The sequence below is a fragment of the Pseudomonas sp. SJZ103 genome (genome assembly GCF_007828335.1).
In the GTDB taxonomy this organism is placed as follows: domain Bacteria; phylum Pseudomonadota; class Gammaproteobacteria; order Pseudomonadales; family Pseudomonadaceae; genus Aquipseudomonas.
In genome coordinates this window covers 1-15,146 of record NZ_VIUN01000018.1, presented here as the reverse complement: position 1 = coordinate 15,146, position 15,146 = coordinate 1, and the positions used below count along the sequence as shown (strand labels likewise).

Annotated in this window: 13 protein-coding genes and 2 pseudogenes; 9 read left to right on the top strand and 6 right to left on the bottom strand. The window is 57.0% G+C overall.

What is annotated here, in order from left to right; genetic code table 11:
- The first annotated feature begins 227 nt into the window (after nucleotides 1–227).
- Nucleotides 228–2,045 (top strand): sigma-54-dependent Fis family transcriptional regulator, encoded by a 1,818-nt coding sequence (locus tag FBY10_RS27545; protein WP_131698016.1) that lies wholly within the window; start codon nucleotides 228–230, stop codon nucleotides 2,043–2,045.
- A 246-nt stretch (nucleotides 2,046–2,291) separates the two neighbouring features.
- On the opposite strand, the gene FBY10_RS27540 is transcribed toward FBY10_RS27545, so the two are convergent.
- Entirely contained in the window at nucleotides 2,292–4,403 is a 2,112-nt protein-coding gene (locus tag FBY10_RS27540) for a TonB-dependent receptor domain-containing protein (RefSeq protein WP_145338428.1), read from the bottom strand.
- A gap of 239 nt (nucleotides 4,404–4,642) precedes the next feature.
- On the opposite strand from FBY10_RS27540, the gene FBY10_RS27535 reads away from it, so the two are divergent.
- The gene (locus FBY10_RS27535; protein WP_256663599.1) at nucleotides 4,643–5,071 is read left to right on the top strand and encodes a helix-turn-helix domain-containing protein; all 429 of its coding nucleotides are present in this window, start codon (nucleotides 4,643–4,645) and stop codon (nucleotides 5,069–5,071) included.
- The gene (locus tag FBY10_RS31920; protein ID WP_256663598.1) at nucleotides 5,049–5,345 is read left to right on the top strand and encodes a cupin domain-containing protein; all 297 of its coding nucleotides are present in this window, start codon (nucleotides 5,049–5,051) and stop codon (nucleotides 5,343–5,345) included. The genes FBY10_RS27535 and FBY10_RS31920 overlap by 23 nt, the downstream gene beginning before the upstream one ends.
- A gap of 251 nt (nucleotides 5,346–5,596) precedes the next feature.
- On the opposite strand, the gene FBY10_RS27530 is transcribed toward FBY10_RS31920, so the two are convergent.
- Entirely contained in the window at nucleotides 5,597–5,866 is a 270-nt protein-coding gene (locus tag FBY10_RS27530; protein ID WP_145338427.1) for a hypothetical protein, read from the bottom strand.
- Nucleotides 5,867–5,990: 124 nt separating this feature from the next.
- Nucleotides 5,991–6,740 (bottom strand): hypothetical protein, encoded by a 750-nt coding sequence (locus tag FBY10_RS27525; RefSeq protein ID WP_131698019.1) that lies wholly within the window; start codon nucleotides 6,738–6,740, stop codon nucleotides 5,991–5,993.
- Nucleotides 6,741–7,256: 516 nt separating this feature from the next.
- On the opposite strand from FBY10_RS27525, the gene FBY10_RS27520 reads away from it, so the two are divergent.
- A complete protein-coding gene (locus FBY10_RS27520) occupies nucleotides 7,257–8,213 on the top strand; it encodes a hypothetical protein (protein ID WP_131698020.1) in 957 nt (318 codons plus the stop codon).
- Between the two features lie 82 nt (nucleotides 8,214–8,295).
- Here FBY10_RS27520 and FBY10_RS27515 read toward each other — a convergent pair whose 3' ends face one another.
- Nucleotides 8,296–8,517: a hypothetical protein gene (locus FBY10_RS27515; RefSeq protein WP_306100931.1), complete on the bottom strand. Its 222-nt coding sequence runs from the start codon at nucleotides 8,515–8,517 to the stop codon at nucleotides 8,296–8,298.
- 134 nt (nucleotides 8,518–8,651) lie between these two features.
- Nucleotides 8,652–9,548, bottom strand: coding sequence for a hypothetical protein (locus tag FBY10_RS27510; RefSeq protein WP_145338426.1), 897 nt, complete (start codon nucleotides 9,546–9,548; stop codon nucleotides 8,652–8,654).
- 607 nt (nucleotides 9,549–10,155) lie between these two features.
- Here FBY10_RS27510 and FBY10_RS27505 point away from each other — a divergent pair.
- The 4 genes and pseudogenes from FBY10_RS27505 to FBY10_RS27495 all read left to right on the top strand — a co-directional run bounded on the left by FBY10_RS27505 (nucleotide 10,156) and on the right by FBY10_RS27495 (nucleotide 13,402).
- On the top strand, nucleotides 10,156–10,878 hold the full coding sequence (locus tag FBY10_RS27505; protein WP_256663597.1) for a metallophosphoesterase: 723 nt from the start codon (nucleotides 10,156–10,158) through the stop codon (nucleotides 10,876–10,878).
- 70 nt (nucleotides 10,879–10,948) lie between these two features.
- Complete coding sequence (locus tag FBY10_RS31605) at nucleotides 10,949–11,101, top strand: hypothetical protein (protein WP_167657080.1); 153 nt, start codon at nucleotides 10,949–10,951, stop codon at nucleotides 11,099–11,101.
- A gap of 104 nt (nucleotides 11,102–11,205) precedes the next feature.
- Nucleotides 11,206–11,694, top strand: a pseudogene (locus FBY10_RS27500) (Na+/H+ antiporter NhaA); the annotation flags it as partial.
- A 253-nt stretch (nucleotides 11,695–11,947) separates the two neighbouring features.
- Nucleotides 11,948–13,402, top strand: a complete 1,455-nt coding sequence (locus tag FBY10_RS27495) for a TrkH family potassium uptake protein (RefSeq protein ID WP_131698023.1) — start codon at nucleotides 11,948–11,950, stop codon at nucleotides 13,400–13,402.
- A 505-nt stretch (nucleotides 13,403–13,907) separates the two neighbouring features.
- Here the strand turns inward: FBY10_RS27495 and FBY10_RS27485 are convergent.
- On the bottom strand, nucleotides 13,908–14,693 hold the full coding sequence (locus FBY10_RS27485; protein WP_145338425.1) for a substrate-binding domain-containing protein: 786 nt from the start codon (nucleotides 14,691–14,693) through the stop codon (nucleotides 13,908–13,910).
- 212 nt (nucleotides 14,694–14,905) lie between these two features.
- On the opposite strand from FBY10_RS27485, the pseudogene FBY10_RS31600 reads away from it, so the two are divergent.
- Nucleotides 14,906–15,055, top strand: a pseudogene (locus tag FBY10_RS31600) (DNA-binding response regulator); the annotation flags it as partial.
- Nucleotides 15,056–15,146 lie beyond the last annotated feature (91 nt).

Here is a 15,146-nt window from a genome sequence, read left to right as displayed (position 1 = left end):
TTCGTCAGAGCGAGTTTCGTGCCAAAAACGGCAGGTGCTTGATCCACAAGGAAATGGGTGAAACGTGATGTTCAGGAGCGAACAGAAATGAACAGATCAGGCTGACCAATTGAACAATCCGGAGGTTGACAATGAACAGTTATGAACAACACTCTTTGAACCCGATTGACTTGGTTACACCCGTTGGATTGTGCAAGCCCCCAAAACAATAAAAAGAAGGTCGCCCCATGGCCGAACCCCTGGCTCACGACACCCTTATCCAGGAATCCTGGCGCCGTTGCCGCGCCTTCGGCCTGGACCACCAGAGCACGCCGAGCTTCGATCAACTGCCCGCCGAGGGCATCAGCCAACTGCTGGAAAGCCAACATTCCCTGGTGCAGACCACGCATCAGGAAGTCCTGCCCTACTACGAAAACATCCTGAGCAACTCCAACTGTCTGATCATGCTGGCTGACAACCAGGGCCAGGTGCTGACCAGTTGGGGCACCCAGCGCTTTATCGAGCCCAAGCTGGCCCGGGGATTCAGCGCCGGGGCCAGCTGGATGGAACGCTCCAGCGGCACCAATGCCATCGGCACCGCGCTGGCCTGCGCCCAGGCGGTGCATATCGAACACGACGAACACTTCCTCAAGGCCAACCGCTTCATGACCGGCTCAGCGGCGCCGATCTTCGATGCCCAGCGCGAAATCATCGCGGTGCTGGATGTGTCCAGCGACAGCTACCTGCCGCCCTCTCACACCTTGGGCATGGTCAAGATGATGAGCCAGACCGTGGAAAACCGGCTGATCCTCAACCTGTTTCGCGGTGAGCACTTCCAACTGACGTTCAACACCGGCCTGAGCAACCTCGACAGCCAATGGGCCGGCCTGCTGATCTTTGACGAGAGCGGCCAGGTGCTCTCGGCCAACCGTCGTGCCGACAACTTGCTGGGTATCAGTCTGTCGCGGGTGATGATCGACAGTTTGTTCAAGGTGTCGCTACTGGAGTTGCTCAATCAGCCGGAGGGCCTGCCCTTTTCGCTGCAGGCGGCGGGACGCAATCGCTTCCAGTGCCTGCTGAAACGACCGAAGCAGATGCCGGTGCAGGCGCGGGTGTTCAGCGAGCCCGTTGCGCCAAAGCCCGCCGCGATTGGTTTGAAGACCCTGCACTTTGGCGATGCGCGCGTGGAAAAAGCCGTGCGCCAGGCCGAGCGTTTGCTGGAGAAGGACATCCCGCTGCTGATCCACGGTGAAACCGGCGTGGGCAAGGAAGTTTTCGTCAAGGCCCTGCACCAGGCCAGTTCCCGCAGCCAGCAGGCGTTTATCGCGGTGAACTGTGCGGCGATTCCCGCTGAGTTGGTGGAATCGGAACTGTTCGGCTACGAAAAAGGCGCGTTCACCGGCGCCAACCAGAAAGGCAGCATCGGCCTGATCCGCAAAGCCGACAAAGGCACGCTGTTCCTCGATGAAATCGGCGATATGCCGCTGCCGACGCAAGCGCGCCTGTTGCGGGTATTGCAGGAGCGTTGCGTGCAGCCGGTCGGCAGCAGCGAGTTGTTCCCGGTGGATTTGCGCATCATCTCGGCCACTAACCGGGCCTTGCGCGAGCGGGTCCAGGCCGGGCGTTTTCGCGAGGATTTGTACTACCGCATCGGCGGCCTGACCCTTGAACTGCCGCCATTACGCGAACGCAGCGACAAGCGGGCGCTGTTCCAGCAGCTGTGGCAGCAGCACCGTGAGCCCACCCAATGGGCCGGGCTCAGCGCCGAGGTGCTGGCGTTGTTCGAGCAGCACCCGTGGCCGGGCAACCTGCGTCAGGTGAGCAGCGTGTTGCAGGTGGCGCTGGCGATGGCCGAGGAACAGCCGATCCGCCCGGAGCATCTGCCGGATGATTTTTTTGTCGACTTGAAAGTGACGGCGCCGCTGCCCGCCAATGAGTACCTGGATGACAGCATCGACCTGACCCAGCGCTTGAAGGCGGCCGGTGGGAACATTTCCCACCTGGCGCGGGAGCTGGGCGTGAGCCGCAACACCCTGTACAAGCGCCTGCGCCAAGGCAATGACTGAACGCCTGTAGCCGTCCTCTATCGCGTAGCCGTTTCTTGCGCATCCCGTAGCCATCATTGCGAACCCTCAAACGATACTGGGGCAAGGGGCTCACATGCGCCGAAAGCACCACGAATCAAATGCGGGAGGGAGCTTGCTCCCGGTAGAGGGTGGGGCAGTCAGCTTATCTGTAGCTGATACACCGCTATCGGGGGCAAGCCCCCTCCCACCGTTTGATCTCCATGCAGCAGGTACCTGGGTGTCCTCTTAGCGCCAGCTCCACGACACTCCGGTGTAGATCCCGCGTCCATCGGCCGGTGTGGAGCGTGCGACATCCAGACCCTTGTCGTCGTAGCCCGGCGTGACGGTGTTGGCGTAGCGGCGGTTGGTGAGGTTGCGCAGGTCGACCCAGGCTTGCCAGTCCTGCTTGGGTGCGTCGTAGCCAAAGGTGGCGCCCAGGAGGGTGTAGGACGCGGCGTAATAGGAATTGGCGTAGTCCACCGCCACCCGTGAGGAATACTCGGTGTTGAGGCTGGTGTAGAAACCGGTCGGGTGGCTGTAGCGCAGTTGCGCCTGATAGTAGTGCTTGGGGATGCCCGGCAAGCGGTTGCCACCGAAACGGTCGTCGTCGCGGTAGTGGAAATCGCTGAAGGTATAGGCCTGGCGCACATCGAGCTTACCGCTGCGACCACCGTCCCACAGCGGGCTGAGCAGGCCCAGTTCCACGCCCTGGTGCACGGTGGGGCTGGCGTTGGACTCGGCGACGATGGCATTGCTGGTCGAGGTCTGGGCCTGGGTTTCCACGGTGAGCAGTTCGTGACGCACTTCGGAGCGGTACAGCGCCAGGTCCCACTGGCCGAGCCATGCTTCGCCACGGCCACCGATTTCCAGGGTGGTGGCTGTCTGGTTTTTCAGGCTGACGCCTTCGCGGGCCAGGCCTTTGGCTGCACCACTGGCAAAGTATTTGTTGGAACCCCAGATCATCGACCATGCGTGCGGTGGCTCGACCGAACGGCTCAGGTTGCCGTACACCTGCAACCGCGGGTTGAAGTCATAGCGCAGGCCGATGCGCGGTGCGTAGTCCCAGTCATGCTGGCTAAGCGGCGCCTGGCCTTCGGGATAGGTGACCTGGGTTTCACGGCGGGTGTAGATCGCGGCCAGGCCGGTGGTCAGCCACAGGTCTTGGACCAGCTCCAGGTCGTTACCGATATGCAGCACGGTGTCGGAGCCCAGGTAGCTGTAGTCGCGGGTCTTGGTGCCGGGGGCGTAGGTTGCGGTGTTGCCGGCTGGCGTGCGCACGTATTCCGATGCGCCGTTATTGGGCATCGCCTGGGTGGTGCGCAGGCCGAGGGTGGTTTTGCTGTCGTGGCCGAAAAACGTGTCCTGGCGGATGTAATTCAGGGTGCTGCTGATATCGGTGTAGGCCACCTTGAGGCGGTTGGTGCCTTCGCGCAGGTCCATCGGGTAATCGTGGTACGCCAGCCCGACTTCCAGGCGCGAGCTGTCATCCAGCTGCAAGGTGGTCTTGTTGGCGATCCAGGTGGAGCCCGGTTGCAGGCGCTTGGAATCACGGGCGGCGTTGAGGCTGTTGGCGGCGCGCGGGTCGTGACTGATCTGGGCGCGGGTGAGTTTGCCGGGGGTGTCGTTGGTGGTTTCGCGGTAACGGAAATAGAAGCGGGTTTCCAGGTCCGGGTTGAAGCGGTAGCCGAAGTTGGCGGCCATGCCTTTGCCGGTGGCGGCGCTCTGGCGCTGGTAGCCGTCGGATTCCGAGTCGGTGAGGCTGATGTAGTAGTCGGCATCCCCCAGCACCTGGCCCGAACTGATCTCGCGCTGGGCATAGCCACGGCTGCCGGCTTCGTAGCGCACTTGCAACGTGGGCGCGTCGTAGCCGGTATGAGTCACGTAGTTGACCGCGCCGCCCAGCGCCAATGCGCCCCGATCGAAGCCATTGGCACCGCGCAGCACCTCGACGCGGCTTTGCCACAACGGGTCCTTGAGTTCGTAAGGGGTGCCGCCGGGGCCGGTCAGCGGCAAGCCATCGAACATTTCGTACAGCCCTGAAGCATGGGCACCCGGGCTGCGGTTCAGGCCAGAACCGCGAATGGACAGCTTCACCCCTTCATTATTCGCCGCCTTGGCGTACACCCCCGGCTGGTACTTGAACACGTCTTCGTTGGTGCTCACCCGCCCCTGCTGCACGCTGCTCATGTCGATGTAATTGGTGGCGCCGGGCACGCTCTTGAGCTGCGCCTGAGCCACTTCGCCGGCGCTGGCCTCCGGCGTGGTGACTTCGACCGGCGCCAATTGCAGGTCTTCGGCGTGCACCTGCGAGCTTAACGTCAAGGCGGCAAATAGGAACGGAGGTGGGCGCAGCAGCATGGGCGGATCCTTGGAATTCGGGGGCGTGAACGGCTGGGCCATCACGCGAACAGTGATGGGAAGGCAACGATGCTCGCCAAGTCACGCCTTAATAACGGACCAGCCCCTTCCCACAACAGCATCAGACCGGATTTATTTTTTAAGTCCAAAATCGAATTAATACATGCAAGCTCAGTATTTAAGGAAATAACCAGTACGTATTACTTCGGGTCATCGAGTCACCTATGAGATCGCCTCCCATGCCTGCATCCTCCACCGTCATCGACTTTACCCTCCATCGCAAACGGCACTTGTCACTGGATGCCCTGGCACGCGCCTGCGGCGTGAGCCGGGCGATGCTGGCACAGGTCGAATCCGGGCGCAGCGTGCCGTCGATCAAGGTGTTGTGCAAAATTGCCAAGGGTCTGAAGGTGTCGGTGGCGGCGTTCCTGGAAGATCGCGCGTTCGAAGGGGTTGAAGTGTTGCCGGCGCAGCAGAGCAAACGCCTGGTGAGTGCCGATGGCGCGTTTATCAGCCAGGCGCTGTTTCCCTACGATACGGCGCGCCAGTCCGAGTTCTATGCGATTCGCCTGCGGGCGCTTGGGGAGGAAGTGTCCAAAGGCCACGGGCCGTGGCATCCAGGAAAACCTGGTGGTGGCCCAAGGTGTGCTGGAAGTCAGCGTCAATGATGAACGCTACCTGCTGTCCACCGGCGATTCAATCCTGTTCTACGCCGACCAGCTCCACCGCTACCGCAAATCCGGCGGACAGCGAAGCCGTGGCGTTCCTGGTGATCACCTACCCAGAGCGGCTGGATTAATCACGCAAAAAAACGCCCCCGACTTATCGGGGCGTTTTTTATGGCGCGGGACCTGTCAGCAGGTGCAGCACATCATCGGCATCATTGGCATGGAGGTGTTCATCGGCATCTGCATTGCATTCATCATGTTCGAAACTCCGTAATCGACAGGAAATGGCTAGGTTCTGGCGCCGATTCCAGAGAGGCCGGAGGGCTGCGCAAGACGCCGGCAGAGCAGCAGGAATGGAGGTTCCCAGGGATGCTTAGTCGAACAAAACAGCTGTACCAGGCGTGATGACGATCAATCTGACGCTATTGCGCCACTTATATCCGCTACATGACGTTAATAGACGTCATGGGTATTCGATTGAGGAATCTCGTCCAATCTTAAGGAAATAAACGATCTAACGGATGACTAGGCGTTGGGCTTCTCCAGAGACTGCATCAATTCATCGGCCTCCGACCCCGGTGGCAACCTGAACCCATGCATTTCATCAGCGGCAAGAATTTCACCCAGAGCGGTGAGCAACTGCGCCTCTGTCGGCGAGTCTCGCAGCAGTTTATGCGCGGGCAGCAACAACTCGGAGGGAACGCCCTGAACGCTCGCGGCGTCGATCACAGCGAAGAGGATAAAGCGCAGGCGTATTTCGCGGTCCGTCGGCCAAGCTGTTTTTCGCTTACCCAAGGTAGGGCCTCGTTTTTTCAGAAAAATCCGAGGCTATTGTGCACAGACAGGTGTTTCAAGCATCGGGATGCAAGATAGGCAGATTCCTACATCCAAAGGAGAAACAGCATACCGAACAACCCAATTACTGCACCGGCAGGAAATTCATCAACAACAGGCTTTGTGCATAGTTAAGCCCAATACGGCGGTAGCGTTCGTCGAGCATCTGGGTCAACAGGTCAAGGCGCGCAACAATCTTGCCGAACTCGACGGCGAAACTCAGGTTGCTGCCCTCCTCCGAGATCTCGTTGGAAAACAGGAGCAGGACGCCATTTGCATCCTGGCGCTTGCTGAGCAACCAGGTGGCCTTCTCGATGTTGCGCGCGGCGTTGCTGACGAACTGCGGGTTGATCGAGTCGGTAATGTAGAACTCGGTACGCCCACCGTGGGCGGTCACTATCATGCTGCCGATGGCATAGATAAAGGCACCGACCCGGTCGCCCTTGAACTCGGGGCTTAACGAATAGCTCAACGCGGCCAGGTCGCGACGGTCCCCCAGGGCAGGCAGGGACCGACGTTGCTCGATGGCCTGGCGAATTTCCCGCGCAGCGCTCACCGCATCCGGATAACCCGACTGGCGCCACTGGTTGGGGTTGCGCAGATAGAGCTTGTTCATGAGCAAATACAGGCTTTGCAAGTTGTCGCGCATGCCCAGAGTCGCCATGCGATCGACACTGGTCTGGAAGAACTCATCAGGTTTGCCGTTGCTGAACTGCTTGGCTATGTCCCGACCCTGCTGTTGGGTGCAGCCACTGGCGCAGAGCATTAACACTACGGCCAGCCACAGTGGCCGACGCACTCGTCGAGTCTTGAATAAAAGTAACGTGCGAGCCATCGGCACCCGATCTGGTTCTTTCGCCCGCGCGGGAAATCGGCAGGGCTGGGACAAAGATAGATTGGAGAAATGAAAAAAAGTGCGATGGGCTGGGCAGATAGTTGTAAACAGTGCCTGGCGGGCCATGGGTCGGCAAAGTCGTGAAAGATTCGTTTCAGGACCTATACTCAATAGTTGCGAGTGTTGTCGACGCTCCAGGGAGGACTTACATCGCATGCGGCACGCTCATCCGCAACCGTACAGGAGGGTAGCGTAGATGAAACATCCCATTCGAGCTCAGATTTTTGTGCAAGTGATTTGCCTGCTTTCGGTGGCTCAGCTGTTCTGCTGAGCCTTGCGTCACTGCCGTTGAAATCAGCTGCGATTGCGGCCGGATGGGTCGCGCGCTTTATTTGGGGGCCATCAACTCAAATCACACCTGCCGCGCCCGGGTCGCAGACGGGGATTACGCTGATAGGATGAGCCCCACTCAACTGCCGTTTCAATCAGGAGTCATGCGTGGGTAAAGGAATAAAAATGTCGTCGGCATTGGATGCGCTGGGCCATCCGCACACTATCGAGGCACTTCAAACGCTCAGCGATCGTAACCGCACTATTCCATCGCTGGTGTGTGACGGCGGCAACTGCCGTGCACCGGTGCGCTTTGTGCCGCGCGGACTCGTCAACCGGGCGGGAAAGGAACCATACGACCGCGCCGCCTACATCGGGCTGACTGCCGGCCGTGACTCCGACCACAAACCCGGGTGCAAATACGACGCCATCGGCCAGTTGAAAATTATCGTCGCGGCCGAGTCCGATCCCGACTTTATCGGAGCGCTCAACGCCGGCGCTTCCGAACTGCGCCTGTTACTGCTGCACAATAACCTGGGTGGCAAATCACTCTCTGGTGCTCAGTTTACGACTTCAGCAACGGAGGGCTCTGCCACGCAGAGACAGCCCAAGCTATATCAGCCAAGCGGCAAAAAACTTGCCAGCTACCTGCGCACTACGGCTGATCTGCTTAAGCTGCGTGAGCGGTGCGAAGCGGATGATGAACTGGCTCAACACCTGGTACTGCGCTTTGGTACTAAGAAAATTCGCTGGTCAGACTTTTTCTTTGAAAAAAACCGCTACGAAGATGCATGGCGAATGCTGGAACGCCTGGGGAGCGAGTGCCACCCCTTCGCCGTGGTGGGCACGGTCGACCGGGTTTACGTGCCAGATGAAGGCAGCGGCCGGGTCATGAGCTATCTGAATCTCACGGCTAAATACGAACGGCCCGACGCGGAAAATGTGACAAGCGTCTTCAAGGTCAGTGTTGGAGATAAAGACGGCGAGTGGCTGCAGACGCTGGTCAAAGGCACAGAAGTCATCGTATTTGGCGTGTGGAGCAGTGGCTCGCCGGAAAAACGAGCAAGCGGATCGAAAATCTACCTGAATCACACGCTGACGTTGTACACCAAGTTCAAGGAGCAGTTGGTGGTCGTGGCGTGAGAGGTGCCGTCACAGACGGGCACAGACTCACACCACGCAGGCGTAATGGCTTGGCTGTAGGGACTCTATTCGCATGCGTGTGTCATTTGTCCAGGTTCAATAGTTCGTGCATCCGCCCCCCTATCAGTCCCCGCAACCACTCGGCATGAAACGCCATTTCGTCCAGGCAGATACCCTCACCCAATTGATAGTCGAACACCTTGTCCTTCGGTCCCTGACACACGACACGGAAATGCCCATCGCGATCAAACCGGGCGAGCACGTAGGGGCAGACGTAGATGATGTCGCTAAATGGCACACGCACTTCGCAGGCCCTGCCGAGCGGTCGGTAGCCTTACTTGAGCAGGGCAATCACCGTGCAGACAAGCATGATCGCCAGCGCCGGCCAGCCTGCGCCGCGATAGATCATCGTTTAATCCTCATAAATGACACGATGGCTCAAACCGGCTCGCGTGCTTGCTCTTCAGTCGCAAGCACTGCATCGAGTGTATTGAGGAAGAGGTCGTGGCTCAGAATGCCGGTGGCGATGGTCGACAACACGGGTTTGCCGCTCTCGTCCTTGATCACCACCTTTTCAGTCCAGGCATTGAGGTCGACGGTACACAACGACGACATTGGCACCTTGCGCCCCTGGTATTCGAGGAAATCCTGGCTCACCACAATCGGCGTCGTGGTGATTTTGAGAAAGTTGCCGCTGACGCGCTTGCCCCAGACCTGCCCGGAGCTGATGCAATTGAACCTGACCGCCCCGCCCGACTCCAGCGTCGCCATCACCTCCCGCAGACGTGCGCGTACGTGCAACTCACGAACCAACTCCTGGAAGTCGTGAAAGCCCTTGAGGCTCTCGATCACTCGATGAAACGGCTCGCTGGCATTACGACGGTAGGCCAGGTTGGTGATCATGCCGGTCAGCACGGTTTGCCCGGAGCCAAATAGATACAGGTCGTCAATCTCGGCAAAGGCGGTGTATTCCCGCTGATCGTTGATGATGCGCTCGATGCCGTGCTCATACACTGCGTAGCGCGGCGCACGCAGTTTCCTGTGCCAGGCGTAAGCGGCAAATACACCAAGCCCGAGAACGGCCAGCAAAGCGCTGGTGGCGTAGATCAAGGTATGTGGGTCACTGAAACTGAAGGCCATGCCACGGGACGTTTGGAGACTGACCGGCCCCTCATTGCCCGGTGGCAGGATCGTGCCCAGATACAACACAAACCCGGCGAGACCTAACAACACAACGCCAAATATCAAACTGAAAATCAGAAAACCCTTGCCGTGACGGAAACTGGCGATCAGTTCGCCGGTGGCGGAAGGCGCTTGGGAGGGGGATGACTGCATAAAGCTTACGTCCTTGTAATGGGTAGCGCGCGCCGCGGTTTACGCAGAGCCGATTGAGCCGTGCCCCCATTGGGCAGGCTTGGCACAGCAGGTTGGAACATGGCTAATTAACATCGTTCCTTGTGCGTAGGGGTTAATGCGGACGGGTTCACATAGTTCGCGGCACTGGGTTGGTTTTTTGCGCGAGGAACAGTGGACTGCCCCCGGCACCGTAGATATCTCCAGCCTATGGAAAAGCTTGGAATTGCGCGGACTACAGTTCAGAAGTATTGGAATACATAAGCCTGCATAACATCAGCAATCCTGCAATTTACGCAAATCGATGTTTATGGCGCGCCCTCTCGGGTCGGCTGTCGTAAACCATGCCATGGCTGACGCCAAGTCATGGCTCCTTGGGCTTCCATCATCGCGCCTCCGGCCTTACTGGCCTGCGCGCTCCGCTTGCTCTGGTCATTTCAATCGACGGAAGAAACTCGGGATGCCTCAGCCCTGCGCACTGGAGTGTAGTCATCCTGTCTGTCCATCTTTCTGTTGGAAGGTGCGGTCACTGGGGGGACAATACGGGTTTGGTCACCTGGTGGCTGGCCATTGAGGAAGGAACCCGCGCATGAGTCAGAAAGTTCTGAGGCTTCCCCGGAACGAGGTAGGTCGCGACTTCGTCGTCGGTGACATCCACTTCAAGACGATTGACCTCCATAAAGGATTGTTGAAGCTAGGTTTCGACAAGGCAATCGACCGAGTCATCGGGGTGGGTGACCTCATAGATCGCGGGCCGGGAGTCCTCGACGGGCTGAAGCTTCTTGGTGAGCCGTGGTTCTTCACTGTTCAAGGTAACCATGAGCAGATGCTTATCAATGCTTACAGGGAAAATCCCAGCGCTCGTTACGTAGCTCATGGTGCAGGCTGGTGGTCGACCATAGCCGACGAATCGAAGGAGATGATAATTGGAAAGCTTGAGAGCCTTCCATCCGTCATTGAAATCGAGTCGCCTCTCGGCTTGGTTGGAGTTGTTCACGCGGACATTCCTGCTGGGATGTCATGGGTCGAGTTCACTCGAGACATATCAATCCCTGCTGTCGAAGAGATCGCGCTATGGGGGCGCGAGCGGATCAAAAAGCACCATCGAGAAGGTGTCAAAGGAATCTGGCGTGTGTGCACGGGACACACCTGGATTCCAGAGCCTATTCGGCTAGGGAACGTTCTTGCACTTGATTGCACCGGAGGGGGTGATGGGTCACTAGCTGTATATGGCGTTCAGGCGGACACGATTTATGTGGAGGGGCGCCCCGTGTCACTTGACCAATCGCGAACCACGTGCCCATTGTGGTGAGTGCCTGCTTTCGAAAGATCCCGACGAAGCCGGTTGGAAAGTAAGCCGGTCAGCCCCTAAGGAGCCACGAATGGATGCCATTTGGCGCGTGCCGGGCAGAGCCTATCAAGTCGCTCGTTATCCTGAGCGCCTGCTCATTGAAGAGCGCGCCGAAGCTCTCTCAGCCGCAGGCTATCCGCTGCCAGGTGATGATCCGGCCATGTGTACGCTGAGCAAAGGCTGAAAGCTGCCAGAGCGGCAGCTAGTTCATCCCAGGTAGGTAGCGTTAGCGAAAACACTGCGGCTGAGCTCTCCGCAAGAGAGGTATCCCAGGCACTGAGGGAGGCGATTTTTGTTCCTGCGCTGATCTACATCGCAATCAACTGGGGTAATTCCGAGACCTTGAAGGGCTGGGCTATCCCAGCCGCTACCGACATCGCGTTCGCCCTGGGCGTCTTGTCTTTGCTGGGTAAGCGAGTCCCGACTTCGCTGAAGGTTCTCCTCGCCGCCTTGGCGATCATTGACGACCTGGGTGCTGCGATCGGCTTGTTGGTGGGCAAGCAGATTGGCATCTTCCTATTGGCTGCTCTGGCTATTCGTATGGGCTTGGCCAAACTGCCGGAAGGAAGTAGCTGGACTCAGCTTTACGGCGTAGCGCTGCTGTGCGGCATTGGCTTCACCATGAGCCTATTCATTGGCAACCTGGCGTTCGCCGGATCAGCTCACTTGATTGATGAGGTCAAAGTCGGCGTGTTGATCGGCTCGATTCTGGCCGCGATTGCTGGTGTTCTGGTGCTGCGCCGCAGCAGCACAGAGGGGGAAGTCGCTTCCATGTAAATCATATCTGAAACCGACACTCAGGGAACGCGTTAGCTGCAAGATAGGGCTACCTGAACTACACTGAATTTGCTGAGGGATCAGCCCCATCCGAAACACAAAGTGCCCGGCCTTGCGCCGGTTTTTTTGTTTCTGTAATTCTGGTATGGCCGTGCCTTGGCTTCCTGATGGACTAAAAAATTTTACGGAAAATTTACGGGGCTAAACGGTTGGTCGTCCGATACTGCCCGGCGCTAATTTGGCAGGCTATTTTATGTCCCTCGCAACAATGCGGCTTATCGGCTTCATCTTAGGCATTTTTCTAGTTACTCTCGCTGTGAGCATGGTTATACCCATGATTACGCTTGTGGCCTATGAGCGTAGCGACGATCTGTCTGCCTTCCTCTGGTCGAGCTTTATTACGTTTATCTGCGGCCTACTGTTGATCGTGCGGGGGCGGCCAGACGCTGTCCACCTTCGCCCTAGGGATATGTACCTGCTGACGACTGGCAGTTGGGTGGTGGTATGCACCTTCGCAGCGTTGCCGATGGTGTTCATCAGTGGCATCAGCTACACCGACGCTTTCTTTGAAACTATGTCTGGTATCACAACTACTGGCTCAACCGTTTTAAGTGGTTTGGATACCGCGTCTCCAGGATTGTTGATATGGCGTTCGATGCTGCACTGGCTGGGTGGTATCGGCTTCATCGGCATGGCTGTGGCAATACTTCCATTGCTGCGGGTAGGTGGCATGCGTCTCTTCCAGACTGAGTCCTCAGACTGGTCGGAGAAAGTTACACCTCGCTCCCATGTGGCCGCTAAGTACATCCTCTTTCTCTATCTGGGACTTACTGGAGTCGGGGCTCTTGCACTCTGGGTAGCAGGAATGACGCCTTTTGAGGCGGTCAACCACGCAATGTCGTTGATCTCTACTGGGGGATTCTCAACGTCAGACGCGTCACTTGGCCACTGGACGCAGCCGGCGATTCACTGGGTAGCAGTAGTCATAATGATTCTGGGGAGCTTGCCCTTTACCTTGTACGTCGCGACGTTGCGCGGTAATCGCCGTGCGCTGATCAAGGATCACCAAGTGCGCGGATTCGTGGGGTTCTTGGTCGTCACCTGGCTGACGGTGGGTACGTGGCTGTGTTTTCACAGCGACTACGGATGGTGGGATGCGTTTCGTATCGTGGCCGTCAATGTGACGTCGGTCGTCACAACCACAGGCGTTGCTGTAGGCGATTACACCTTGTGGGGCAGCTTCGCGGTCTTGCTTTTTTTCTATCTGACCTTTGTTGGCGGGTGTTCAGGCTCGACGGCTGGAGGCCTTAAAATTTTCCGCTTCCAGGTTGCAGGTGCTCTATTAGTGAGTAGCCTGAAGCAGTTGATCCACCCTCGCGCGGTGATTCGGAAAAAGTACAACGGCCATCCAGTTGACGAAGAGATCTTACGCTCGCTTTTGACCTTCTCATTTTTCTTCACCATTACCATCGCAATGATCGCCTTAGGGCTCGCCTTAATCGGACTAGATTGGGTTACTGCGTTAAGCGGCGCGGCTACTGCTGTCTGCAACGTGGGGCCAGGGCTCGGCGAAGTCATTGGGCCTGCGGGCAATTTCTCATCGTTGCCTGATGCAGCAAAATGGCTACTCACCATTGGCATGCTGCTGGGGCGATTGGAGATACTCACTGTACTGGTGCTCATTACGCCGGTTTTTTGGAAGTACTAACATTCGCTCGGCGGTGACGCCGCGTTAGTAATCGTGTTTGTCCAGCCAACAACCAAGGACTGTTGGAGGAAATCCGTTTTTCCGGCTTAAATGACCGCATATCCAGTGTTCAGCCTTACGATTTTGCGGGCACACCAAAATTTGATATTGGCACCACTCCATTTTTCGAGGGCTAGCAATCATCGGCGGTAGAAATTACATTGAGCAACAGAAGTATAAGTAAGCGAGAAATACTCGCCAACGCCGACAGGGGCTAGTAAAGATGGACGCATACCAGCGCCGCCGACGCATCCAATTCTGGTTAGGCTCATTCCCAATGTTAGTAGGCTTTACCATTCTAGTTCTCGCCTTGATTCTGTCTGGCAGCGGTGCCTCGTTGAGCCCTCAAGAACTTGATGGCTTAAGCTTGAGTCAGCAAACGAAATCGCCCCCTCAAATAACCGACCATAAAGCAACTACAATCCTGGCAGTGGCCCAATAGCGAGCACACAGCTCCTAGCAGGGCTCATCGAACAGGTGTTAATCCGCCTAGCTTCATGGCACTCCTAGCGGCTTCTGAGCGGAGGAACTTTAATAGCGTGGCAGCCTCCTCTTGCTGCACGCTGCCCGTGGTGATGGCCGCTGAGTACATTGTCATTTTCTGAACCTGATCGGGGATAAGCCCAATCACATCGATGCCTTCCATGTGCATCAGCTCACTCAATTGTTGGAAGCCTATCTCCGCTTCGCCACGGGCTACTGCTTCTGCGACAGGCTTCGCAGAAATCGTTCTGGTCTTAACCCTCAACCTTTCTGAGATGTGCATTTGAGGGAAGAGAATACGTGACAGGTATGTTCCGCTGGGCGTATCCGATAGAGCCAGAGACTTTGCGTTGAGCAACGTCTTTTTGAAGTTCTTCATGGTGCTTATATCGGGCTTTTTAGCGCCTTTGCGGACGGCCATGGCAATGAACGACTTGGCAAGGTCAATTCGACTCGCTTTTTGCAAATGGCCTTGATCTATAAGCTTTCGTAGCTCCCAGTCCTCCATGATTACAACATCTGCTTTTTGACCACTCTCCAACAGATTTTCGATTGCCGTTGGCGTATTGCCTGTGGGCGGGGATTCTTTAGTTACCAGGCTGATTCCTGTCGTTTTTTCATAAAGGGGGGCTATGGATTGAATCGCCGCGATGAAGCCTCCTGTCGTAAAGAGGGTAAGCGTTTTGGTGGGAGTGGCATCCTGTGCCTCAATGCCATCTGCAAATAGAAACAAGCAAGCCAATGCGAGCCTCAATAAGGTCTTCGTCATGACGGGATATCCTGAATCGAGCGTAGAGATGAGATTTAGCAGTGGGGGCGCGAAAAAATAGGCACCTTTCAAGCAAAGACGAAATTAAGGATGGTTAAGAAATATTTAGTTTACCGTCCGATGCACCCTACCTAGGCTGCACTGATCTTTAAAGCCTACGGCGCTTGGAGCTCGCTTGAGCTTTAGGTTTGCAATCGTTGTGTGGAGTAAAAATGAATCGCGCGCTGGTGATAGAGGACGATGAGGTTACAGCCAAGGCTATTGTTAACACGCTGACCTCCCATGGATTCGAAGTTCTATGGACGGCGAACGGTCGTGATGGATTATCAGCGGCCATTTCTGGTGGCCATGATGTGATAACTGAATCGCCCCGGATTCTGTAGACACCTTGCAAGCTCATTGCGTAACGCTTTTCAAACTCTACCGGTGACAGCTGATTGTTGAAACCATGGC

Excerpts from the sequence above, each read along its gene's own strand:
- FBY10_RS27525 (WP_131698019.1), bottom strand. The coding sequence starts at position 6,740 with ATGGCTCGCACGTTACTTTTATTCAAGACTCGACGAGTGCGTCGGCCA.
- FBY10_RS27505 (WP_256663597.1), top strand. The coding sequence starts at position 10,156 with ATGAGTCAGAAAGTTCTGAGGCTTCCCCGGAACGAGGTAGGTCGCGAC.
- FBY10_RS31605 (WP_167657080.1), top strand. The coding sequence starts at position 10,949 with ATGGATGCCATTTGGCGCGTGCCGGGCAGAGCCTATCAAGTCGCTCGT.
- FBY10_RS27510 (WP_145338426.1), bottom strand. The coding sequence starts at position 9,548 with ATGCAGTCATCCCCCTCCCAAGCGCCTTCCGCCACCGGCGAACTGATC.
- FBY10_RS27520 (WP_131698020.1), top strand. The coding sequence starts at position 7,257 with ATGTCGTCGGCATTGGATGCGCTGGGCCATCCGCACACTATCGAGGCA.
- FBY10_RS27485 (WP_145338425.1), bottom strand. The coding sequence starts at position 14,693 with ATGACGAAGACCTTATTGAGGCTCGCATTGGCTTGCTTGTTTCTATTT.
- FBY10_RS27545 (WP_131698016.1), top strand. The coding sequence starts at position 228 with ATGGCCGAACCCCTGGCTCACGACACCCTTATCCAGGAATCCTGGCGC.
- FBY10_RS27535 (WP_256663599.1), top strand. The coding sequence starts at position 4,643 with ATGCCTGCATCCTCCACCGTCATCGACTTTACCCTCCATCGCAAACGG.
- FBY10_RS27540 (WP_145338428.1), bottom strand. The coding sequence starts at position 4,403 with ATGCTGCTGCGCCCACCTCCGTTCCTATTTGCCGCCTTGACGTTAAGC.
- FBY10_RS27495 (WP_131698023.1), top strand. The coding sequence starts at position 11,948 with ATGTCCCTCGCAACAATGCGGCTTATCGGCTTCATCTTAGGCATTTTT.